Raw genomic sequence first — 22,153 nt, 5'->3', positions numbered from 1 at the left:
GACCTTCACAAAGAGATGATCAGAGAGAAAAAGCGCCGTAATTCCAGGCTACTTACCGGCGTTGTCGGCACCCTGAAGGTGCTGCCGCGCCCCCACAGGATCGGTTTGACATCTGCCCTGCTGCTGATGCTGGTGAGCTTGCTGCTCCCCTCCGGCAGCGACCTGGCCGCCGACTTCCACACTCCGCTTCCCATCCACCAGCGCCTGCCGCTTCCCCTGGAACTGCCCCCCTCCCAGAACGGCAGCGAAGGGGGCGCCTCCCTGGAGTGGCGCAGTTTCACCGTTCAGCCGGGGGACAGCCTGGCAAAGCTGTTCGACCGCGCCGGCCTCAGCCCCCAGCAGCTTTACCGCATCACCCAGTTGAGTGAAGCCGGCAAACGGCTCACCAAGGTGATGCCCGGCCAGGAGATCCTGCTGGGACGCGATGCACTGGGCGATCTCAAGCAACTGAAATACGCCATCGACGCCCGCACCACCCTGCTGATCGCCGCCGACGGCGACGGCTACCGGGAGTGGATGGAAAGCAAGGAGGTGGAGCTGCGCACCGCCTTCGCCTCGGCGGTGATCGACAGCAACTTCTGGAACGCCGGTATCGGCGCCGGCATGAGCCCCAACCAGATCATGAGCCTGGCCGGCATCTTCGGCTGGGACATCGACTTTGCCCTGGACATCCGCCAGGGAGACCGCTTCGCGGTGCTCTACGAGGAGGAGTTTATCGATGGTCACTATGTCTCCGACGGCAAGATCCTGGCGGCGGAGTTCACCAATCAGGGAGACACCTTCAGGGCGGTGCGCCACAGTGACGGCAACTATTACTCCGACAAGGGCAAGGCGATGCGCAAGGCGTTTTTGAGGGCGCCGGTGCAGTTCAACTACGTCAGTTCCAACTTCAACCCAAGGCGGCTGCACCCGGTTACCAAGCGGGTCCGCCCCCACAACGGCACCGACTATGTGGCCCCGGTGGGCACCCCCATCATGGCGGCCGGCGACGGCAAAGTGACCAGGTCGGCCTACAATAAGCTCAATGGCAACTACGTCTTCATCCAGCACGGTGGCAAGTACGTCACCAAGTACCTGCACCTGAGCAAACGCAAGGTGAAACAGGGTCAGCGGGTGCGTCAGGGGCAGACCATCGGTCTGCTGGGTGCCACCGGCCGGGTCACCGGGGCCCACCTCCATTACGAGTTCCTGGTCAACGGCGTACATCGCAATCCCCGCAAGGTCACGCTGCCGGAAGCGGCGGACATCGCCCGCAAGGAGAGGGCCGCTTTCCTGGTCCGGGCCGAGGAGCAGCTGGCGCTGCTGAAACACCGTCAGCAAGTTATGGTGGCAATGCAATGAGCAGATACATAGGCCTGATGTCGGGCACCAGCATGGATGGCATCGATGCGGTGCTGGTGGAGTTTCAGAGCGGTCATCCGGTGATGGTGGCCAGTCATACCCATGAGTATGACCCCCACCTGCTGGAACAGCTGCATCGACTCTGCAGCACCGGAGAGGATGAGGTTAACCGACTCGGCCATGTGGACCGCCAGGTGGGCCGGGCCTTTGCCCAGGCGGTGCACGGGCTCCTGGCCAAAAGCGGCCTGGCACCTGAGGATATCCGCGCCATCGGCAGCCACGGTCAGACGGTGCGCCACCAACCCGAAGGCCTCAACGGCTTCAGCCTGCAGCTGGGGGATCCCAACACCATGGCGGTGGAAACCGGCATCGATGTGGTAGCAGATTTCCGTCGCAAGGATATCGCCCTGGGGGGGCAGGGGGCCCCCCTGGTTCCTGCCTTCCACCTCTCCCTGTTCAGCGACGACAAGCCGCGGATCATCGTCAACATCGGCGGCATCGCCAACATCACCTGGTTGCCGGGCGACAATACGCCGGTTCTCGGGTTCGATACCGGGCCGGGCAACACCCTGATGGACGCCTGGGCCCGCCAGCATATCCAGCAACCCTATGACAAAGATGGTGCCATGGCCAGCCGGGGCCGCGTCCAGCCCGAACTGCTCAAGCGCCTGATGAGCCACCCCTACTTTGCCCAGCCCGCCCCCAAGAGTACCGGCCGAGAGCTGTTCAACCAGGCCTGGCTCAACTACCAGTTGGAGCCCTTTATGAACCTGGCCCCTGAGGATATCCAGGCCACCCTGCTGGCGTTCACCGTGGACACCATGGCCAGGGAGATCCTGGCGCTGAGTCCCGACTGTGACCTCTACCTCTGCGGCGGCGGCGCCTTCAACGGTCAGCTGGTGCGCCAACTGGGCCAAGCCTTGCCCCGTCACAGAATTCAGACCACCGACGCCCTGGGTGTCCCCCCCCAGTGGGTGGAGGGAATGGCGTTCGCCTGGCTGGCGATGCGTCATGTGGAGGGCCTGCCCGGCAACCTGCCTTCGGCCACCGGCGCCCGGCGCCCGGCGGTGCTGGGCAGCCTGACCCCGGCCGGATAGCCCCTGCTCGAGACGGGGTCGGACCCTGGCGGAGCGCCCCACCGGGCCAGAGGCTCCCCTCAACATCACGACGTCAACCGGCCATCCCACCCAGGGATGACACTGACGCCGCCCCTGTCCGCGCCTCATTGCCCATCCCGAGCCAATCTCAATCTCGGCGGTCCCGCACCGGGTAACAGGACCAGGGCCGGCGAGACAGGCCACCGGGCCACTGAGGCAACGACAGATACCCCGTCATTGGCACACTCCTTTTTCCCGGATTGACCGTTTCAGCTATGTAAGCAATTGTCACACCCTCACTACAAATCTTTGTTTTATATTAATTTAAGATACACTAACGCGTGATTTAATTGTAAATTCGACCACAAAGTGATGAGACTCCATACAGGCCAGTGTCTGCAGCTCACACTGGTAACCGAATAAAAACAGGAAGTTGTTCTCCTTTACCCTCAGCAGGACGACACAACTCGGCAATCGCTCCGGGGACCTCGGGAGAGTCCCGTCCCCGGTCACCGTCGAGACAACAGATGGGGTCCCGGCCAGGGCCAGGACCATGGATAGCAATTTAGGGAACCCTATGCAAAGACTCAGTGTATTGACCGCCGCCCTTATCGCGGCGGGCGTAACCCCCTCGCTGCTGGCGGCCCCACGGCCGGTGCAACTGGCCGATCCCGGGGTGATCAACCACGAACGCATCGAGTACTGGATGACCAAACGGGGGGAGATCGACGACGTCTCGACCCGGGAGCAGATCGACGCCAAGTTGCGGAAATTCACCTCCGGAGCCTTCAACTCCGACACCAGGGTCAAGGGGGTCTCCCTGGCGCCGATCGCCGCCCGGCCTCTGTCTAAGTCCACCGGGCTCAAGGCGGTGGCACTGCCTCACTACGCCCAAGACAGTGGCAAGTCGGTCAAGGTACTGGGGATCCTGGTGGATTTCCCCGACCTGCCCCATGACGACAACCGTTTGACGGTGGCAGACACCGACATGTACTACCCCAGCTACACGGCCGCTCACTACGACAAGCTGCTGTTCTCCAGCAACGGCTTCCCCGGCCCCACCGGCCAGACCCTGCAGTCCGCCCGCCAGTTTTATACCGAGGAGTCCGGCGGCAGCTTCGACTTCGGCGGCAAGGTGTTCGACTGGGTCCGCGCCGATCACAACGCCGCCTACTACGGCGGTCCCGTCGGTGAAGACAACGACGGTCCTGTGGGCGATCTGGTGTTCGAAGCGATCTCCAAGCTGGTGGCCCGCGGTGACGTCAACCTGGCGGAGTTTGACCAAGAGGATCAGTACGACATCGATGGCGACGGCAACGTCGATGAACCGGACGGCATCATCGATCACATCATGGTGTTCCACTCCAGCATCGGTGAGGAGGCCGGTGGCGGCTACCTGGGCAAAGACGCCATCTGGTCTCACCGCTACTTCGTCTTCGATGACCGCCGGCTGCCCAAGCAGATTCCCGACAGCAGCTACCGGGTGTTCGGTTACACCATTCAGCCCATCGATGCCGCCGCCGGCGTCTGCACCCACGAGTTTGGTCACGATCTGGGCCTACCCGATGAGTATGACACCGACTACAGCGAGCACGGCTCCCCGGTCGGTCTGTGGTCGCTGATGTCCGGCGGCAGCTGGACCGGAAACCCGGCCGGCAGCCAGCCCTCCTCCATGAGCGCCTGGGCCCGGGACTACCTGCAGAACCGCTATGGCGGCAACTGGATCAACAACCAGGCCCTGGAGCTGGACCAACTGAGCAGCACCCCCAGCAGCCACACCCTGGTCAGCGCCGTCAACCACATCGGTACCAACCAGCTGACCCTGCCGCTGCCCCCCAAGCTGGAAAGTTTCCATGCCCCCTACAGCGGCAAGCTGCAGTACTACTCAGGTGCCGGTCACGACCTGCGCCACAGCGCCCAGGTGACGCTGACGTTGCCGGCCGGCAGGCCGACCCTGACTATGAAGGCCCACTGGCAAATAGAACAGGAGTACGACTATCTGCAGGTGCTGGTCAACGGCGCCCCCCTCTCCGGCAGCTACGCTACTGCCATCAATACGGTCTACGCCAACCTGGGAGCCCACTACACCGGCAACTCCGCCGATCTCGCCGATGCCGAGGGCGATGCCGGCTGGGTCACCCTCAGCTTTGATCTCGGCGACTACGCCGGCCAGGAGATCACCCTGTCCATGAGGTATGTCACCGATGAATCTGCCGGCGGCTACGGCTTCGTTGCCGACGACCTGGCCATCAGCAACGGCGACACCCCCGTCTGGCAGAGCAGCGCCGAAACCGCCCAGGCGATGACTCTGGACGGCTTCGCGCGGATCACCGATCAACTGCCCGGCGCCGGCCACGGCTATTTCATTCAGTTGCGCCAGTTTGTCAACAACGATGCCGGCCTGGCCGTCAGCCCCTATGATCCCGGGGTGCTAGTCTGGTACTACAACCGCGCCTACTCGGACAACAACGTCGGCCCTCACCCAGGCTACGGCTTTACCGGGGTGGTGGACGCGGACCAGATACTGATCCCCGACCAGGGCACCCAGATCCAGATCAAGGACGCCGCCTTCAGCCGATTCGCCCAGAAGTCGGTCTACAACGATCCCAGCCTGGAGCCGGTCTCACTGTTTGACGACGCCCTGGACTACAGCGCCCCCGGCCAGCCCCAGTCGGGACTGGTGCTGCCCAAGATGGGTTTGAAGATGGCCGTCACCGAACAGGCCGACGATTCGGCCACCGCCACCGTGGCGCTGAGCTACAGCGGCACCGCCTTTGCCCTGACCGAACTGACCCACGCCACCGACGCCCTCAGCCTCACGGCCCAGGCCACGGCGGAAAACGGCCAGGGCAGCCCCAGCTACACCTGGGAGACCGGTGACGGCAAGGTGTACCACACCGCCGCCATCAGCCACACCTACCCGGCCGACGGCACCTACACCCTGACCCTAACCGTCATCGACGAGGCGGGCCAGATGCTGGAAAGCAGCCGCCAGGTCGAGGTCCGCGAGCAAGCCATCGAGCCACTCTCCGGCCGCATCAACGCCAGTATCAATGGCAACAGCGTCAGCTTCAGCGCCGACGTCAGCGGTGGCCTGGCGCCCTACGGCTACCAGTGGCACTTCGGAGATGACAGCAGCGCCAGCGACGCCAGCGGCGCCAGCGTCAGCCACACCTATGCCTCGGCGGGCACCTACCAAGTTCAGTTGACCATGACCGACGCAGCAAAGCAGAGCCAGACCATCACCCGATCGATCACCATCGCCGACAACAGCGGCAGTGGCAGCACCGGCGGCTCCAGCTCCGGCGGTGGCGGCAGCCTGGGGTGGTTCACCCTGATGCTGCTGCCCCTGCTGGGACGCAGGCTGCGGCGTTAACCGATTCAGAGAGCAGGCGCCCCCGGGGCGCCTTGTTTGGGCTGTGTCTGAGTGAGCTGTTAAAGTTAGGCAATGCCTTGGCTTTACCGGGCTAACCCATGTCATGACACACTCAAACATGAATGGGGAATTGGTGCTCGTTTCAACAGACACCGGACCCTGACGTGCGTCAGGGTGACGATTGTTCCTGTGGTACAGGGAGCACCTGGTTGCAAGGCTCAGGAGTAATTTTCAGGTTCCTACAGAGTGGATTCAACCCTCTACGACTTCCTCCAGCACGGTCATGCCGGTATCCAGAGGCTGTGTTTGCCAGGGTGTTATGGGGCCCCCAGGATCTCTCCATGCTCGATACTGATTTCGACAGGCGCGGGTTCCTGATCTTCTCCTTAAAGAAGATTTACAGGCTCTTGCTAAGCGCAACAAGAGTAGGGTTGGTTGGTGAACAACAATTATTTAAGGCACAGTCCTTTTTTGCGCTTGACGGAAGCTTGACCAGGACGCAGGAGGGGGGTGGCGGCGGGTTTGCCAGGGTTACCGGGGAACAACAAGTGCCCCAAACAACATCCCCCGCCAGAGGGCGGGGGATCGGTGTCTGACGGGCGCCCTTGAGGCGCCCCTGGGTCGCGTCGATGGCTCAGATGGAGAAGGAGGCACCACAACCACAGGTGGTGGTAGCATTGGGGTTGTTGACGAAGAAGCGACTGCCCTCCAGCCCCTCGGTGTAATCCACGGTGCCGCCGACCAGATATTGCAAGCTCATGGGATCCACCACCAGGGTAACCCCCTCCTTGTCGATGGTGGTGTCACCATCGTTCACCTTCTCATCGAAGGTAAAACCGTACTGGAAACCGCTGCAACCACCGCCGGTGACGTACACCCGCAGTTTCAGGTTCGGGTTCTCCTCCTCCTCCAGCAGTCCCTTCACCTTCAGTGCGGCGGCATCGGAAAACTGGATGGGCATGGCTTGTTCTGCTGCAGCTGTCATTGGTTACCTCGAAAACGACACTCTGGCGCGGATTATCCAATACCCGAGTGTTAGGTTCAAGTTTTCTCCCCGTTGGCGGCGGAAGTTTCCTCTTCAAACCCGACACCGGTCAACTCCAGGAAGGGGTAAACTTGCTCTGTGGTTCCCCCCTTGCTGCTGCCGCTGAGACTTACCCTCACCTGCACCTGGTCGGCGACGAACCCCTCCGGCAGACGATAGGCCCCTTCCAGCTCCTGGAAGTAGCGGAAGGAGAAGCTCAGGGTCTTCGCCTCCACCCCCAGGTCAGTAAGGCTGTAGGTCACCGGCTTGCCGTTGCGACTGCCCTGGAGACTCACCGCCACCCGGCCCTTGGAGAAGCCTCTGCGCTTCTTCTGCTGGGTCAGCACCAACTTATACCTGTAATGGTCGCTGTCGCCGATCTGCTCCATCGCAAGCTCATGGATCACCACCCCGTCTGCGCTCTTCTCCGGCGCCATGATGTTGCGGTAGAAGATCAGTTCGGTGTTGAGCCGGTCCACCTGCCCCTGCAGGGTGGCCATCATCGCCACGGTATCGGCCTGTGACTGGCGCTCCGTCTGAAGATCGATCTCCAGGGCCGCCCCGGACTCGATCAGGGAACGGATCCGCTCCTGCTGCAGGGAGATCTGAGCCTGGAGTTCATTACGCAGCCCGCCCTGCATCAGCTGTTGCGGCAGTGACAGCAGGTAGCCGAAGGACACCGCCAGCCCCAGTATCAGCAGGAGCACCAGCCCCCTGGGATGGAACTGCTGTTCATAATGTTTGAGAGCGTGCCAGCGATGTTTCCAATTCTGCATAGTGAAACGTCTTGATTATTGTTAAGCTTTAGTCACTTGAAATGACCCTTTTTACCATGTTCCGCAACAGCCCCCAGACCCTGTCCCAAGCCAAACTCAGCGTGCATCTCTGCCTGCTGGGTCTGCTGGTGGGTCTGGCAGCAGGTCTGTTCCTGCTGCTGTTTCGGTTTATGATCGAGCTCGGCCAGGGGCTGATCCTGAACAGCCCTGACGATTTTAGCGACCTGCCGCCAATGTGGCGAGCGCTTCTTCCCGTGGCCGGCGCCGGTGCCATCGCCCTGATTGCCGCCTTCACCGCCAGCAAATATCGCCGCCTGGGCATCGCCTACGTGATCCACCGCATCAAGGTTCATTACGGCAGCCTGCCGCTGGGCAGCGCCATGAACCAGTTCGCCAGCGCGGTGATCGCCCTGGCCAGCGGCTTCTCAGTCGGCCGGGAGGGGCCGGCGGTCCATTTGGGCGCGGCGGTGGCCACCGGCTTTGCCCGCCGCTGGAACCTGCCAGACAACGCCCTGTCGGTGCTGGCCTCCTGCGGCATCGCCGCCGGCATCAGCGCCACCTTCAACTCTCCGCTGGCAGCGGTGCTGTTCGTCTTGGAGGTGGTGCTGCGGGAATACCGCATCCACACCTTCCTGCCGATCCTGATCGCCTCGGTCACCGGCAGTGTCATCACCCAGAGTGTCTACGGCAACATCCACCTCTATGACCACCTCGTCGTCGAGGTGTTTCCGGTGGCCCAGTATCCGCTGCTGCTGCTTACCGGGCTGCTCATCGGCGGCATGGCCGCCGGTTTCAGCCACGGGCTGCTCTTTATCACCCATGTCAGCAAACGCTGGTCGGTGACCCTGAAGCTGCTGCTGGCAGGCGGTTTCACCGCCCTCATCAGCCTGCAATTACCCCAGGCCCTGGGCACCGAGCACGCCGCCGTGGCCATCGCCCTCGGCGACCATCCTGGGCTGCTGCTGCTGCTGGCCCTGCTGGGGGCCAAGATCCTGGCCACCTGGGCAGCCATCGGCCTGGGGATACCCGGCGGCATCATCGGCCCCCTCTACGGCATCGGCGCCGTTCTCGGCAGCCTGATCGCCTGGGGACTGACGCCGATGTTTCCCCAGCTCCAACCCTATGTCCCCCTGTACGCGGTGCTGGGGATGACGGCGATGATGGGCGTGTGCCTGCATGCCCCCATGGCCGCCCTGCTGGCCCTGCTGGAGCTGACCCAGAACGCCTCCATCATTCTGCCATCACTGCTGGTCACTCTGCCCGCCTACCTGCTGGCCTATTCGGTGTTCGGCTCCCGCTCCATCTTCCTCAGCCAGCTCGATGCCATGGGGCTGGAGTACCGGGTCTCCCCCACGGAGGCGGGACTGCAGAAAACCGGGGTAATGGCCCTGGCCGACCGTCAGTTTGTCATCGGCTCCCCAAACCAGAGCGACGAAGATCTGCTGAAACTGATGAGCGATGCCGATCAGCAGCGGCTGCTGCTGCGCCACAGCGACCGCTGTGAGCTGGTGACCCTGCACGCCAACTACGACGACGATACCCCGCTGATGCGTACCGATGCCTTTCCCCTGCCGATGACTGCCACCCTGGCGGAAGTGCACAAGCTGCTCAACCGCAACCGGCAGAAGGCGGTGTTCATCTACGACAGCAGCCCGGACCACCCGGTTGGAGTGATCACCTGGTCCATGCTGCGCCAGGCGCTGAGGACCAAGCACTTCTAGGGAGGATCGCCCCTGGAGAGGGACACGGGCACAACCACTTGCAATAAAGGAGGAAAGTGAGCCCTCCCGCAAGCTCGGCAGGAGATCCTTGCCAACCCAGGTCACAAAATGCCACCCTTGCGCCTTTGCAGGGGAACTGTCATCGGCCGACGTTTGTCGATACCATGCACACAGTTTCCGGTATCCGCCCACTAGGGTGCGGATCACCAACTCAATACCGTTAGCGGGCGCCCGCCGCCCTACCCAGGAAGGATAATGATGAATCGCTCCGAATCGCTGTTTGAACAGGCTCAAAAGACCATCCCCGGCGGTGTGAACTCACCGGTACGCGCCTTTAAAGGTGTGGGCGGCACTCCCGTCTTTATCGAGCGCGCCGATGGCGCCTATCTGTACGACGTGGACGGCAAGCAGTACATCGACTATGTGGGTTCCTGGGGCCCGATGATTCTGGGCCACAACCACCCTGCCATTCGTGACGCCGTGGTTCAGGCCGCCAACAACGGCCTCTCCTTCGGCGCCCCCACTGCCGCCGAAGTGGAGATGGCTGAGCTGGTGTGTGACATCCTGCCCCATGTCGAGCAGGTACGCATGGCCAACTCCGGCACCGAAGCCACCATGAGCGCCCTGCGCCTGGCCCGGGGCTTCACCGGCCGTGACAAGTTCATCAAGTTCGAAGGCTGCTACCACGGCCACGCCGACTGCCTGCTGGTGAAAGCCGGCTCCGGCATGCTGACCTTCGGCGAACCCACCAGCCCGGGCGTCCCCGCGGATTTCGCCAAGCACACCCTCACCGCCACCTACAACGATCTGGACTCCGTCAAGACGCTGTTCGAGTCCAACCCCGGTCAGATCTCCAGCATCATCCTGGAGCCGGTGGCCGGCAACATGAACTGCATCCCACCGGTAGAGGGCTTCCTGGAGGGCCTGCGCGCCCTGTGTGACGAGCACGGCGCCCTGCTGATCATCGATGAGGTGATGACCGGTTTCCGCGTCTCCCTGACCGGTGCCCACGGCCACTACGGTGTCCGTCCTGACCTGGTGTGCCTGGGTAAGGTGATCGGCGGCGGCATGCCCGTGGGCGCCTTCGGCGGCCGCGCCGACGTGATGCAGCACCTGGCCCCCGCCGGCCCGGTCTACCAGGCGGGCACCCTATCCGGCAACCCCATTGCCATGGCTGCCGGCATGGCCCAGCTGAAACTGCTGCGCGAACCCGGCATCTACGAGGCCCTGGCCGCCAAGACCGAGAAGCTGGCCCTGGGGCTGAAGGCCGCCGCCGACAAGGCCGGTGTGCCCATGAGCGTCAACTATGTCGGCGCCATGTTCGGCGTGTTCTTCACCTCAGAGGAGAAGATCACCCGCTACGACCAGGTGACCCGGTGCAACATGGAGCAGTTCAACGCCTTCTTCCACGGCATGCTGGAGGAGGGGGTGAACCTGGCGCCCTCCGCCTATGAGGCGGGCTTCCTCTCCATGGCCCACAGCGACGAGGACATCAACGCCACCATCGCCGCCGCCGAGCGGGTGCTGGCCAAGATCGCCGGCTGATCCGAACCGACACCAACCCAAAAAGGGCAGCCCAAGGGCTGCCCTTTGTCGTAGGTGGCCCGGTCAATACATGTGCATGCCGCCGTTGGCGGAGAGATCGCTGCCGGTGATGAAACCGGAGCGCCGACCCGCCAGGAAGGCCACCGAGTGGGCGATCTCCTCCGGGGTACCCAGGCGGCCGACCGGGATCTGCCGTGTGATGCTTTCCAGCACCTCGGCGGGCACCTTGGCCACCATCTCGGTCATCACATAACCGGGAGACAGGGTATTGACCGTCACCCCCTTGCGCGCCAGCTCCTGAGCCAGGGACATGGTGATACCGTGGATCCCCGCCTTGGACGCGGCGTAGTTCACCTGACCAAATTGCCCCTTGCGGCCGTTGACCGAGCTGATGTTGATGATGCGTCCATAGCCCCGCTCTGCCATGCAACTGGCGGCGATGCGGCACATGTTGAAGGTGCCGGTCAGGTTGGTGTCGATCACCTGCTGCCACAGATCCGGGGTCATCTTCTTCAGCACCTTGTCCCGGGTGATGCCGGCGGCGTTCACCAGCACCTGCACCGGTCCATGGACCTCCTCGGTACTGATGTAGGCGTGGAAACAGGACTCGTAGTCGCTTACATCCAGCGCCACCAGCTCAATGTCGTGGCCCGCCTCACGCTGGGCCCGCTGCCACACCCGGCCCTTATCCAGATCACGGCATCCCGCCACCACCTTGAACCCCTGTTGTTCCAGCTCCCGGCAGACCGCCGTCCCGATGCCACCGGTTCCGCCGGTAACCAAAGCCACTGCGTTGTCCATTGCAGACTCTCCTTGCTTAATCTCAGTGCCTAACAGACGCCAGCGAGATGACAACAACAAGACGGGCAGATGACCGGACGATGAATCCTGCTCACCACAGCCGTCGAGAGAAATTCCGAGCTTATGAAACGGTTAAACTGGTCTGAAAGGGACACAGAGGTGTGTGATTAAACCCTGAACGCTGCTATAATCGCCTTCCGGCTGTGCCTGGCCTGCAGGCACGTCGGTGAATGCCGATACCTAGGGAATCAGCATGACAAACCCTCTCTATAACAAGAACATCATCTCTATTGCGGACCTGTCCCGAACCGAACTGGAACTGATCGTTTCCACCGCCCAATCGATCAAGCAGGACCCCAGACCCCAGTTGCTCGCCGGCAAGGTAATCGCCAGCTGTTTCTTCGAAGCCTCCACCCGCACCCGACTCTCCTTCGAGACCGCCGTCCAGCGTCTTGGCGGCACGGTGATCGGTTTCGACTCGGGCGGCAACACCTCCCTGGCCCAGAAGGGGGAGACCCTGGCGGACTCGGTGCAGGTGATCTCCTCCTACAGTGACGCCTTCTTTATGCGCCACCCCCAGGAGGGTGCCGCCCGCCTGGCCAGCGAGTACTCCTCGGTACCGGTGATCAACGGTGGCGACGGCGCCAACCAGCACCCGACCCAGACCCTGCTGGATCTGTTCTCCATCTACGAGACCCAGGGCACCCTGGAGGGGCTGAAAGTGGCCTTCGTCGGCGATCTCAAGTATGGCCGCACCGTCCACTCCCTGGCCCAGGCCCTCTCCCTGTTCGGCTGCCAGTTCTACTTTGTGGCTCCAGAGGCCCTTAGGATGCCCGACTATCTGTGTGAGGAGCTCAGCGAGGCCGGCATCCAATTTACCCATGTCGAAAACCTGGACCAGGTGCTGCCGGAACTGGATGTGCTCTACATGACACGGGTGCAGAAGGAGCGCTTCGATCCCACCGAATATCAGCACATGAAGTCCAAGTACGTGCTGACCGCGGCCATGCTGGAGGGGGTGAAAGAGAACCTGAAGATCCTCCATCCGCTGCCCCGCGTCGACGAGATCACCACAGATGTGGACCACACCCCCTACGCCTACTACTTCCAGCAGGCGGAGAACGGTGTCTACGCCCGCCAGTCACTGCTGGCCCTGGTGCTGAAGGAGGAGCTGTAAACCATGTCCAAGAACAAGCTGAAAGTGGAAGCCATTGAGCAAGGTACTGTCATCGACCACATCCCCGCAGGCATGGGTGTGCGCATCCTCAAGTTCTTCCAGCTCACCGACAAGAATGAGAGGATCACCGTCGGCCTCAACCTGCGCAGCGGCGACAGCAGCAAGAAGGACCTGATCAAGGTGGAGAACACGGTGTTTACCGTGGAGCAGGCCAACCAGCTGGCGTTGTTTGCCAGCGAAGCCACCATCAACGAGATCAGCGACTTCAAGGTGGTTAACAAGTACAAGGTACAGCTGCCCGATGCCATCGGCGGCGTGCTGCGCTGCCCCAACTCCAACTGCATCACCCGCCACGAGACCGTGGCCACCCGTTTCTACGTCACCGAGAAACACACCGGCACCACCCTCAAGTGCCACTTCTGCGAGAAGAGCTTCCAGACCCGGCTCTTCTCCGAACTCAACTGAGCCCAGGGGCCGGGGCAAGCCCCGGCCTTTCCCCTTGGGCCGCTTGCCTGCGGGCCCCAGCTTGGTTAAAGTAGCGACCCGATCGCAAGGCGATCCCTAATTCAACTTCCCGTGCCCAGAAGAGAGGCCCCATGAACATTATCCCAGTCGCGGAATTTGCCAAACCCGAAGTGAAGCGCCACCACAAGCCCCGTCACCTGAAGAAGATGGGCATCGGCGAGTTTGCCTCCACCTGCATCCACATCCGCTTCGCCGCCGATCTGGAACAGTTCGACAAACTGGATGACGCGGTCTTCGCCGCCGCCAACGACAACGTCGGCACCTTCCTGGCCTACTTCAACAACCAGTACCACGTGGCGATCCACTTCTACACCAAGGACGCCAAGGTGGAGCAGGAAGCCGCACGCCTGGCGGGGATCATCGAGGCCGCCCTGGGCAGCAAGCCCGAGCTGACCATCTACGCCGGCGACGAGAACTACGGTGACTGGGACGCCACCTTCGAGGACTGAGGTGCCCATGATCCAAAAAGCCGCCCAATGGGCGGCTTTTTTGTGGCTGCGGAGGCTTAGAAATTGAAACGCAGCCCCAGGGACCACTGGTCCAGATCCTCATAGGAGGTAAAGCCGAACTCGGCGGCCATGGCATCGGTAAACTGGTAGCCCAGGCCCACGGCGGCGCCAAACTGCCAGTCATCCTCGCTCGCCTTGTTACCGGCCAACTCCGCTTCCACATCGAAGTTGGTGTAACGGGGCGCCAGGTAGAGATAGGCGCCCTGTTCGAAGTTGAACTGACCGCGAACCTCGACGCCGTAAAGGCTGTTGAGATCCACATCGACTGGGCCGAAAGAGTCATCCTTCACCCCGAATCCCAGGTGCAGGGAGGGGGTCACCACGAAGCCGTTCTGATAATCATGCTGGAAACCGGCATTGATCACCAGCGCCCCCAGATCAATGTCATCGTCGGACATCTGGGCATACTCCGCACCGACAATCCAGTTGGCGGAAGCCGCCATGGGCAGAGACGCCACCAGGGCGGCCAGTACCATCTTCTTCATGTTCTACTCCTTGAAAAGACAGGGCGGAGCCCTCTCCGCCCCCGAACTCGTTGTCCCCACGATATTCAGATAAAGCCCGATTAAAATCAATTACTTTGGCAATGAAATCGCCTGCCACTGTGTAAGGAATGGTAAGTAGCGGCGGCGTCAACAGACCCAGCTTAGAGGAGCCGGACCTCGTAACCGGTAAACTTGCGCAAGTTGATCACCCCGCTGTCGAAGATCAGGTACTGCCCCTTGATCCCCAGCAGGGTCCCCTCCACCCTGGGGGTCTTGTCGAAATTGAAGGTGGTGACCTTGGCGGGGAACTCGGTCACCGGGTAGTGGATCTCCACCACAGGTTCGTCCAGCACCTCGATGGCGTCCTCGCCGAACTCCGCGGTGATCGCCTGCAGGCGCTGCTGAATCTGAGGCAGCAGGCAGTGGGCCTGGGCGCGCAGGTCCAGAGCCTCGTTGTTGCCCTTGAGCATCGCCCGCCAGTTGGTCTTGTCGGCGATAAACTCCCCCAGGGCCACCTCCACCAGGCCGGAGATATAGCGACTGCGCACCTTGAGGATCGGCAGCCCCTGGGTAGCGCCCTGATCGATCCAGCGCGTGGGCAGCTGGGTATGGCGGGTGATCCCCACCTTCAGTCCGGAGGTGTTAGAGAGGTAGACGTAGTGGGGCACCATGCACTGGGCCTCGCCCCACTCGGGCTCGCGGCAGGTGCCGGCGGCAAAGTGGCAGGTCTCCGGCTTCATGATGCACATGTCGCAGCGGGCCAGTTTCTTCATGCAGGGGAAACAGTGTCCCTGGGAGAAACTCTTGCTGGTCTTGCGGCCACAGGCGTCGCAGTAGATGCTGCCGGTATACTCCAGGGTCAGGTGCCTGCCGATGTAGGAGTTCAGGGGCAGGCTCTCCTCCCCCAGCCTCAGGTCATACTCCACCACGCCCGCCAGGCGGCTGCTCATCTTCTTCAGGGTTCCTTGCATGGGTCCTACTGTCTCCTTGGGGTTATCACGCCAGTGTATCAGCCCCCCCCATAAAGCAAAAACGGCAGAGGCGTTCCCCCTGCCGTTTGCTCAGCGCCTGCCCAGCCTCAGGGCTGAGGCTGATCGCCGAAGTAGAACCGATACTCCTCGAGCAACTCGGCTACCTTGGGATCGGCGTTCATCTGCTCCAGGAAGGGATCCACCGTGGTCAGCACCCAGGCCGCCGCCTCCTTGGCCAGGGCGGTATTGCCCTGATTGGCGTAGATGTTCTTGGCCTCGGTGAAGTTCTCCCGGAAGCGGTATTTGCTGACACTGCGGTTGTGAACCCGAATGTCGTAGGTGATCACCAGATCGTTGTTGGTCACCACGGGCAGCAGGCCCAGGGAGCCCCCCGCCAGCATCGCCGAAGTCAGTCCGGCGGCGGAGCCGCCGGCGGTCATCTCGAACTCATGGCTGACCACCAGCCGCAGCGGACTGCCGATCAGCTCACCATTGAGCCGGGCGAACTCCGGTTTCTGCTTCAGGCTCTCCAGCAGGCTATCCAGGTTCAGCGACGTCAGGTACATCATCGGGGGCAGCTCCCGCCCCTGGGCGGGGGCCAAGCCGGAGAGTGCCGCCATGGCCAGGGCAATCAATAGGTGTCTCATACTCCCTCCTTATTGGTAACAGACCAGTTTGATCACAGAGGAGAGTGCGGCCTGGTTGGCCACCCGGATATCCCCCTGCAGATTGGCTTGCCGCTGGACAAAGGGGATCTGATGCTTGGTAAGAAACCTCTCTACATAGCGGGCATTTAGGGCAAAATTGACGTTCTGGGGCAGCACTCCGGATTCGATCAGCTTGGCGGGATTGATGGTGCTGACGGTCACTCCCAGCAGCTCACCGCCATCGGAGACCACGGGACCACCGCTGGAACCGGGCTGGATCGGCGCGGAGAACTGGAACAGCCCCACCGAGCCCTTGAGGGCGGTGCGGGAGCTGACATTGCCCCGGGTCAGGTTGGGGGAGGCCGCCAGGATCCCCTGCAGGGGATAGCCCACGTTGGTGACCGGCTCCCCCAGCAACAACTCGGTGTCACGGCGGAGCGGCAGATAATTCCGGGTGCGGGTACCTGTGTCAACCACCGCCAGGTCCAGCAGCGGGGAGCGGGCGCTGATGCGAGCATCCTGTTCATGCTCACCGACGATCACCTTGGCCACCATGCACTCCCTGAGGACGTGGGCGGCCGTCAACGCCTGTCCTTGAGCATTGATGTAGAAACCGGTGCCGGTGGCCACCGGCTCCTTCATGTTGACCAACAGCGTCGGATCCGCTTCGCTCATGGGACGGCGGGCGACGAGGCTTTGGGCGTCGGGCTTGATGGTATTCAGCAGATCCACCACCATCCGCTGGCTGGCCCTCAGGGTGGCATTGTACCAGGCGGCCTCATTGCCGATGCTGCCCATGGAGGCCGAGTGCGACTGACTGCCCTCTCTCAGCAGCCGATGCCCGGCATCATACACCTTGTAGGTCAGCACCATGGTGATCTTGCCACCATCAAACTGCCACTTGGGATCGATGTCGATCAGTAGCCCATAGGGCAGCGCCGAATCCCGATCCAGCGGCCTGGCATCGGAAAAGTAGGCGGCAAAGGCGTCCTTGACACCGCCCTCCAGGGCCTTGCCCGGCTCCAGCCAGACATTCCAGGAGTCCAGATAGAAGCGGTTGGCCAGCTCCGCCGGCGGCAGATAGTAGGCCAGGGGTACGGTGACCGGCAGCACCACCGACTTGTTGACCTTCACCCCCTTGGGCAGCCTGTTGGCACTGAGCTTGGTATTGGCGCAGCCGGCCAGGGTAAGAGTGAGGAGCACCCCCACAAGCAGCTTGGCTATTCGCATTCAAATTCCTTGTCATGTTGCGAAGGCCGGCCAGGACAGATGGCGGCCGAAGAGCGGGGCGGCCACTCACCCGGGTGATGGTACGCCCCAAAATGCGCAACAATGGCGCATCACAGGGGCAACATCTTGCCCTTTAGTCCTGACAACAGCAAGAAGATCATCTTGTTAAGCAGTGCTTTACGCCAACAAAAAACGGCAGCCCATGGGCTGCCGTCTCTGCACCGGAGCGGGCGCTTACTCCTCGTCGATGCCCCTGGCCTTGAGGATCGCCGCCTTCCAGTCGTAGTTCTCCACGTAGTCCTTCTGGATACCGGGGATCATCGCCCCCTCGTCGGCGGATCCCATCTTCAGCTGGTAGATCAGCATGTCGTCGGTCAGCTCGGTCAGCGGCCCCTTGAATCCCGCCTGGTCGGCGATCTTCTGCAGCATCTGCATCAGGTTCAGCTCCTGCTCCTTCTGCCACACCGGCGCCAGCAGCTCCAGCAACTCCTCAATACGATGGCAAGCCATGGCTCTCTCCCTATCAGATTCTTTCCCAGAATCATATCCCGCCGAGTCCCGATCTCAAGGGGCATTCACCGTCGGATTATTCATCCGAGACTGAAGCCTGTCCATCCGGCGCTTCGGCCAGGGACGCCGTCAGATGATCCACCAGCAGGCGCACCTTGGGGGAGAGGTGGCGGTTATGGGGGTAGAGCGCCCAGACCCCCTCCCCCTGCTCGCCCAGGTGATCCAGTACCGACACCAGCCGGCCGCTGGCCAGGTGCTCCCTGACGTAATAGTCGGGCAGTTGTGCCAGCCCCAGCCCCTTGATCGCCGCATCGGTCAGGGCCCAACCGCTGTTGCAGCGCAGCCTGCCCCTGACCCGCACATTGCGGGAACGCCCATCCTCGCGGAAGCGCCAGTACTCCATGGTCCCGACCAGGCACCGGTGCCGGTCCAGCTCGGTCAGGCAGTGGGGCTCACCATAGGTAGCCAGATACTGCGGTGCGGCGCAGACATGCAGGCTTCGACTGGCCAACCGACGGGCCATCATGCTGGAGTCCTCCAGCCTGCCCAGGCGAATGGCCAGATCGATCCCCTCCTCCACCAGATCCAGCCTCTGGTTGGTCAGCACCAGTTGCACCGCCAGGTCCGGATAATGCAGGGCAAAGTCGTTGATCAGCGGAGCCAGAGTACGCTCGCCATAGGTCACCGGCGCGGTCACCCTCAGCACCCCCCTGGGGGTGTCCTGAAGCTGGGTCACCGCCCGCTCCGCTTCCGCCAGCCCCTCCAGTACCTGGCGACAGTGCTGGTAGTAGGTGCGGCCTGCATCGGTCAACGATACCCTGCGGGTGGTGCGATAGAGCAGCTTGGCCGCCAACCGGCCCTCCAGGGCACTTACCTGCCTGCTCACCTGAGCGGTGGAGATCCCCAGCCGCTTTCCGGCAGCGGTAAAACTCTCGGTTTCCGCCACCGCCACAAACTCACTGACTCCAGCCCACTCGCTCATCGCACTCTCCCCAATCCCCGTAGCCCGCCCCCGGCCGTGGCTGACTATACTGCCGGTGGTGTCGCTGTTTCATCCGCCAATTATTACATATAAGTAAAAGTGATTTTATGAATTGGCGGATTATCAACCTCAAGGCAAGGATTAAACTGGGCCCATCTGAGCACACATCCGGTGTGCCCACCGACATACAGGAAGAGTCCATGACTGCACAAACCATCCGCTGTAAAGCCGCCGTGGCCTGGGCCGCCGGCCAACCCCTCTCCATGGAGACCGTCGAGGTGATGCCCCCGCAGAGGGGCGAAGTCCGCATCAAGATGATCGCCACCGGCGTCTGCCACACCGATGCCTTCACCCTCTCCGGCGACGATCCCGAGGGGATCTTCCCCTGCATTCTCGGCCACGAAGGCGGCGGCATCGTCGAGTCCGTGGGCGAAGGGGTCACCAGCGTCCGGGTGGGCGATCACGTCATTCCCCTGTACACCCCTGAGTGCGGCGAATGCAAATTCTGCCGATCCGGCAAGACCAACCTGTGCCAGAAAATCCGCGAGACTCAGGGCAAAGGGCTGATGCCCGATGGCACCACCCGCTTCTCTGTGGATGGCAAGCCGATCTATCACTACATGGGCACCTCCACCTTCTCCGAGTACACCGTGCTGCCGGAGATCGCCCTGGCCAAGGTCAACAAGGACGCTCCGCTGGAGGAGGTGTGCCTGCTGGGTTGCGGCGTCACCACCGGCATGGGGGCGGTGATGAACACCGCCAAGGTGGAGGAGGGGGCGACCGTGGCTATCTTTGGCCTGGGTGGCATCGGCCTGTCCGCCATCATCGGCGCCAAGATGGCCGGCGCCTCCCGCATCATCGGCATCGACATCAATGAGAGCAAGTTCGAGCTGGCCCGCAAGCTGGGGGCCACCGATTGCATCAATCCCCAGGCGTTCGACACGCCGATCCAGCAGGTGATTGTCGAGATGACCGACGGCGGGGTGGACTACTCCTTCGAGTGCATCGGCAACGTCCATGTGATGCGCAGCGCCCTTGAGTGCTGCCACAAGGGCTGGGGGGAATCGGTGATCATCGGCGTCGCCGGTGCCGGCCAGGAGATCAGCACCCGCCCCTTCCAACTGGTCACCGGCCGGGTATGGAAAGGCTCCGCCTTCGGCGGCGTCAAGGGTCGTTCCGAACTGCCCGAGTACGTGGAGCGCTACCTGCGCGGTGAGTTCAAACTGGATGACTTCATCACCCATACCATGGGTCTGGAAGAGGTCAACAACGCGTTCGACCTGATGCATGAAGGCAAGAGCATCCGCAGCGTCATCCACTTCGACAACTAAACGCCTGGCCCGGCCCCTGTCGGGGCCGGGCTTTGTGCCATAGAGAGAGCCCAATGAACCTGGAAAACATCTGCGTTAACAAGAGCTTTGGTGGCTGGCACAAGAGATACCGCCACCGCTCCGACGTCCTTAACTGCACCATGACCTTCTCCATCTACCTGCCGCCCCAGGCCAGTGAGGCCAACCCGGTTCCCGTACTCTACTGGCTGTCCGGACTCACCTGCACCGATGAGAACTTCATGCAGAAGGCGGGGGCCCAGCGCATCGCCGCCGAGCTGGGGATGGCCATTGTCGCCCCAGACACCAGCCCGAGGGGCGATGGGGTGGCCGACGATGCCGGTTATGATCTCGGCCAGGGCGCCGGCTTCTACATCAACGCCACCCAGCCCCCTTGGAACCGCCACTACCGCATGTACGATTACGTGGTCGAGGAGCTGCCCGGGCTGGTGGAAGCCACCTTCCCGGTCACCGACCAGCGGGCCATCAGCGGCCACTCCATGGGGGGCCACGGCGCCCTGATGATCGCCCTGAAAAACCCCGAACGCTACCTGAGCGTCTCTGCCTTCAGCCCCGTCACCAACCCGGTGAACTGCCCCTGGGGGCGCAAGGCGTTCGACGCCTACCTGGGCAGCGGCCTGGAAGCCTGGCAGGCCCATGACAGCAGCGTGCTGATGCAGCGGTCCGAGCGGTTCCTGCCCACCCTGGTGGACCAGGGCGAGTCCGACGAATTCCTGGCGGAGCAGCTCAAACCCGAGGCGCTGGAGGCCGCCGCCGAGATCAGCGGCTACCCCCTGGTGCTGCGCCACCAGCCCGGCTATGACCACTCCTACTACTTCATTGCCAGCTTTATGGAGGAGCATCTGCGCTTCCACGCCCAGCATCTGCTCTGATCGGGCCGGCCAGGCGCTCCGTATCCAGAGAGAACCATCCTCTCTGGAATCGGGAGCGCCCATGCCCTTCACCCTGTTTGTCGACAACCACTGCCCCCTATGCCGCCGGGAGATAGATCACCTGCGGCGTTGGGACCGGCTCAACCGGCTGGCGTTCGAGGATATTGACGACCCCAGCTGGCATCCGCGCTTTCTCCAAGTGGCCCCCTCCCAGTGCCAGAGGGTACTGCACGGGGTGGATGAGCGGGGACGGCTGCTGACCGGCCTGGAGGTCACCCTAGCCGCCTGGGACAGGGTAGGCCGAGGTCATTGGGTGGCGTGGCTGCACTGGCCGCCGCTGCGGCCGCTGTCCGATCTGGGCTACCGCCACTTTGCCCGCCACCGCCATCGCATCTCCGCCTGGCTCTTTGACCTGTCCCCCTGCGAACGTGGCCAGTGCCGGCTGGAGCAGAATCGGTGAGCCTGGAGCTGGTGATTGGCGCCGGCGGTGGCCTGGGGCAGGCCCTGGTGCGCCAGGGGATGGTGCTGCCACAAACCCGGGTGATCGCCATCAGCCGCACGACGCCGGCCCCCTTCACCCATCCCGACCTGACCTGGCTGAGTTGCGACTACAGCCCGGCAGCCATGGCGGCGGTGGCCGAGCAGCTTCGCCCCAGTTCGGCACAAGTCACCCGGGTGACTCTGTGCAACGGTCGCCTTCACGACCATGAGCTGTCCCCGGAGAAAGCGCTGGAACAGGTGTGTGAGTCGTCACTCTCCCGGCTGATGCACAGCAACACCATAGTGCCGATGCTGTGGCTGACCCACCTGATTCCGCTGCTGAGAGACAACCCCAGGGTGGTGGTGACCGTTCTCAGTGCCCGGGTAGGCAGCATCGGGGACAACCAGTTGGGCGGCTGGTACGGCTACCGGGCCAGTAAGGCAGCCCTCAACCAGCTGCTGCAGTGCTGTGCTATCGAATCGGCCCGACGGGCCAAGGGGGTCAAACTGGTGGCCTACCATCCGGGCACCGTGGACACCCCTTTGTCCCAGCCCTTCCAGCGGCGACTGAGACCCGGGCAGTTGCACAGCCCGGAGCTGGCCGCCCGCCACCTGCGCCAAGTCACCGACGACCTGGTGCCTGACGGCACCCTGAGTTACCTGGACTGGCGGGGCGAGCCGATCCCCTGGTAGTCGCCACCGGGCTGTTGCCGAACCGCGACTGCACGTACAATA

Annotated in this window: 21 protein-coding genes; 12 read left to right on the top strand and 9 right to left on the bottom strand. The window is 62.7% G+C overall.

All coding sequences use genetic code 11. The features are described from left to right. Positions 1 to 15 precede the first annotated feature (15 nt). From FCL40_RS02875 to FCL40_RS02865, 3 genes are all read left to right on the top strand, one after another. Positions 16 to 1,341, top strand: a complete 1,326-nt coding sequence (locus FCL40_RS02875; RefSeq protein ID WP_136851146.1) for a peptidoglycan DD-metalloendopeptidase family protein — start codon at positions 16 to 18, stop codon at positions 1,339 to 1,341. Beyond that, positions 1,338 to 2,438, top strand: a complete 1,101-nt coding sequence (locus tag FCL40_RS02870; protein WP_136851144.1) for an anhydro-N-acetylmuramic acid kinase — start codon at positions 1,338 to 1,340, stop codon at positions 2,436 to 2,438. The genes FCL40_RS02875 and FCL40_RS02870 overlap by 4 nt, the downstream gene beginning before the upstream one ends. Before the next feature lie 577 nt (positions 2,439 to 3,015). Beyond that, on the top strand, positions 3,016 to 5,814 hold the full coding sequence (locus FCL40_RS02865) for an immune inhibitor A domain-containing protein (RefSeq protein WP_169306980.1): 2,799 nt from the start codon (positions 3,016 to 3,018) through the stop codon (positions 5,812 to 5,814). Positions 5,815 to 6,448: 634 nt separating this feature from the next. Here the strand turns inward: FCL40_RS02865 and erpA are convergent. Both erpA and FCL40_RS02855 read right to left on the bottom strand, forming a co-directional pair. Continuing rightward, positions 6,449 to 6,799 (bottom strand): iron-sulfur cluster insertion protein ErpA, encoded by a 351-nt coding sequence (erpA, locus tag FCL40_RS02860; protein ID WP_136851140.1) that lies wholly within the window; start codon positions 6,797 to 6,799, stop codon positions 6,449 to 6,451. Between the two features lie 56 nt (positions 6,800 to 6,855). After that, positions 6,856 to 7,614 carry a DUF6776 family protein gene (locus FCL40_RS02855; RefSeq protein ID WP_136851138.1) on the bottom strand — a complete coding sequence of 253 codons (759 nt, stop codon included), beginning with the start codon at positions 7,612 to 7,614 and terminating at the stop codon, positions 6,856 to 6,858. 41 nt (positions 7,615 to 7,655) lie between these two features. Here FCL40_RS02855 and FCL40_RS02850 point away from each other — a divergent pair, with 41 nt between their 5' ends. Continuing rightward, positions 7,656 to 9,335 carry a chloride channel protein gene (locus FCL40_RS02850; protein WP_229360255.1) on the top strand — a complete coding sequence of 560 codons (1,680 nt, stop codon included), beginning with the start codon at positions 7,656 to 7,658 and terminating at the stop codon, positions 9,333 to 9,335. A 258-nt stretch (positions 9,336 to 9,593) separates the two neighbouring features. Then, positions 9,594 to 10,880, top strand: a complete 1,287-nt coding sequence (gene hemL / locus FCL40_RS02845; RefSeq protein WP_136851378.1) for a glutamate-1-semialdehyde 2,1-aminomutase — start codon at positions 9,594 to 9,596, stop codon at positions 10,878 to 10,880. Between the two features lie 63 nt (positions 10,881 to 10,943). Here hemL and phbB read toward each other — a convergent pair whose 3' ends face one another. After that, on the bottom strand, positions 10,944 to 11,681 hold the full coding sequence (phbB, locus tag FCL40_RS02840) for an acetoacetyl-CoA reductase (RefSeq protein ID WP_136851136.1): 738 nt from the start codon (positions 11,679 to 11,681) through the stop codon (positions 10,944 to 10,946). Between the two features lie 253 nt (positions 11,682 to 11,934). On the opposite strand from phbB, the gene pyrB reads away from it, so the two are divergent. The 3 genes from pyrB (at position 11,935) to FCL40_RS02825 (ending at position 13,832) form a co-directional block, all read left to right on the top strand. Beyond that, a complete protein-coding gene (gene pyrB / locus FCL40_RS02835; protein ID WP_136851134.1) occupies positions 11,935 to 12,858 on the top strand; it encodes an aspartate carbamoyltransferase in 924 nt (307 codons plus the stop codon). Between the two features lie 3 nt (positions 12,859 to 12,861). Beyond that, complete coding sequence (gene pyrI, locus FCL40_RS02830) at positions 12,862 to 13,323, top strand: aspartate carbamoyltransferase regulatory subunit (protein WP_136851133.1); 462 nt, start codon at positions 12,862 to 12,864, stop codon at positions 13,321 to 13,323. A 131-nt stretch (positions 13,324 to 13,454) separates the two neighbouring features. Then, positions 13,455 to 13,832 (top strand): hypothetical protein, encoded by a 378-nt coding sequence (locus FCL40_RS02825; protein WP_136851131.1) that lies wholly within the window; start codon positions 13,455 to 13,457, stop codon positions 13,830 to 13,832. Positions 13,833 to 13,888: 56 nt separating this feature from the next. Here FCL40_RS02825 and FCL40_RS02820 read toward each other — a convergent pair whose 3' ends face one another. The 6 genes from FCL40_RS02820 to FCL40_RS02795 all read right to left on the bottom strand — a co-directional run bounded on the left by FCL40_RS02820 (position 13,889) and on the right by FCL40_RS02795 (position 18,717). Continuing rightward, a complete protein-coding gene (locus tag FCL40_RS02820; RefSeq protein ID WP_136851129.1) occupies positions 13,889 to 14,377 on the bottom strand; it encodes an outer membrane beta-barrel protein in 489 nt (162 codons plus the stop codon). 161 nt (positions 14,378 to 14,538) lie between these two features. Further along, positions 14,539 to 15,348, bottom strand: a complete 810-nt coding sequence (locus tag FCL40_RS02815; protein ID WP_136851128.1) for a DUF2797 domain-containing protein — start codon at positions 15,346 to 15,348, stop codon at positions 14,539 to 14,541. Between the two features lie 107 nt (positions 15,349 to 15,455). Then, positions 15,456 to 15,995: a hypothetical protein gene (locus tag FCL40_RS02810; protein WP_136851126.1), complete on the bottom strand. Its 540-nt coding sequence runs from the start codon at positions 15,993 to 15,995 to the stop codon at positions 15,456 to 15,458. A gap of 9 nt (positions 15,996 to 16,004) precedes the next feature. Continuing rightward, positions 16,005 to 17,225: a S1 family peptidase gene (locus FCL40_RS02805; RefSeq protein ID WP_136851124.1), complete on the bottom strand. Its 1,221-nt coding sequence runs from the start codon at positions 17,223 to 17,225 to the stop codon at positions 16,005 to 16,007. 234 nt (positions 17,226 to 17,459) lie between these two features. Beyond that, positions 17,460 to 17,735, bottom strand: a complete 276-nt coding sequence (locus FCL40_RS02800; protein ID WP_136851122.1) for a YihD family protein — start codon at positions 17,733 to 17,735, stop codon at positions 17,460 to 17,462. Between the two features lie 76 nt (positions 17,736 to 17,811). Beyond that, on the bottom strand, positions 17,812 to 18,717 hold the full coding sequence (locus FCL40_RS02795) for a LysR substrate-binding domain-containing protein (RefSeq protein WP_136851120.1): 906 nt from the start codon (positions 18,715 to 18,717) through the stop codon (positions 17,812 to 17,814). Positions 18,718 to 18,917: 200 nt separating this feature from the next. Between FCL40_RS02795 and FCL40_RS02790 the strand changes: the two genes are divergently transcribed. The 4 genes from FCL40_RS02790 (at position 18,918) to FCL40_RS02775 (ending at position 22,111) form a co-directional block, all read left to right on the top strand. Continuing rightward, the gene (locus FCL40_RS02790; RefSeq protein ID WP_136851118.1) at positions 18,918 to 20,048 is read left to right on the top strand and encodes an S-(hydroxymethyl)glutathione dehydrogenase/class III alcohol dehydrogenase; all 1,131 of its coding nucleotides are present in this window, start codon (positions 18,918 to 18,920) and stop codon (positions 20,046 to 20,048) included. A 53-nt stretch (positions 20,049 to 20,101) separates the two neighbouring features. Beyond that, positions 20,102 to 20,938, top strand: a complete 837-nt coding sequence (fghA, locus tag FCL40_RS02785) for an S-formylglutathione hydrolase (RefSeq protein ID WP_136851116.1) — start codon at positions 20,102 to 20,104, stop codon at positions 20,936 to 20,938. A gap of 61 nt (positions 20,939 to 20,999) precedes the next feature. Next, on the top strand, positions 21,000 to 21,398 hold the full coding sequence (locus FCL40_RS02780; protein WP_136851114.1) for a thiol-disulfide oxidoreductase DCC family protein: 399 nt from the start codon (positions 21,000 to 21,002) through the stop codon (positions 21,396 to 21,398). Beyond that, positions 21,395 to 22,111: an SDR family NAD(P)-dependent oxidoreductase gene (locus FCL40_RS02775; RefSeq protein ID WP_205729070.1), complete on the top strand. Its 717-nt coding sequence runs from the start codon at positions 21,395 to 21,397 to the stop codon at positions 22,109 to 22,111. The genes FCL40_RS02780 and FCL40_RS02775 overlap by 4 nt, the downstream gene beginning before the upstream one ends. Positions 22,112 to 22,153: the final 42 nt, after the last annotated feature.

This window comes from Ferrimonas sediminicola (assembly GCF_005116715.1).
In the GTDB taxonomy this organism is placed as follows: domain Bacteria; phylum Pseudomonadota; class Gammaproteobacteria; order Enterobacterales; family Shewanellaceae; genus Ferrimonas; species Ferrimonas sediminicola.
This window is presented reverse-complemented; position numbering and strand designations above follow the sequence as displayed.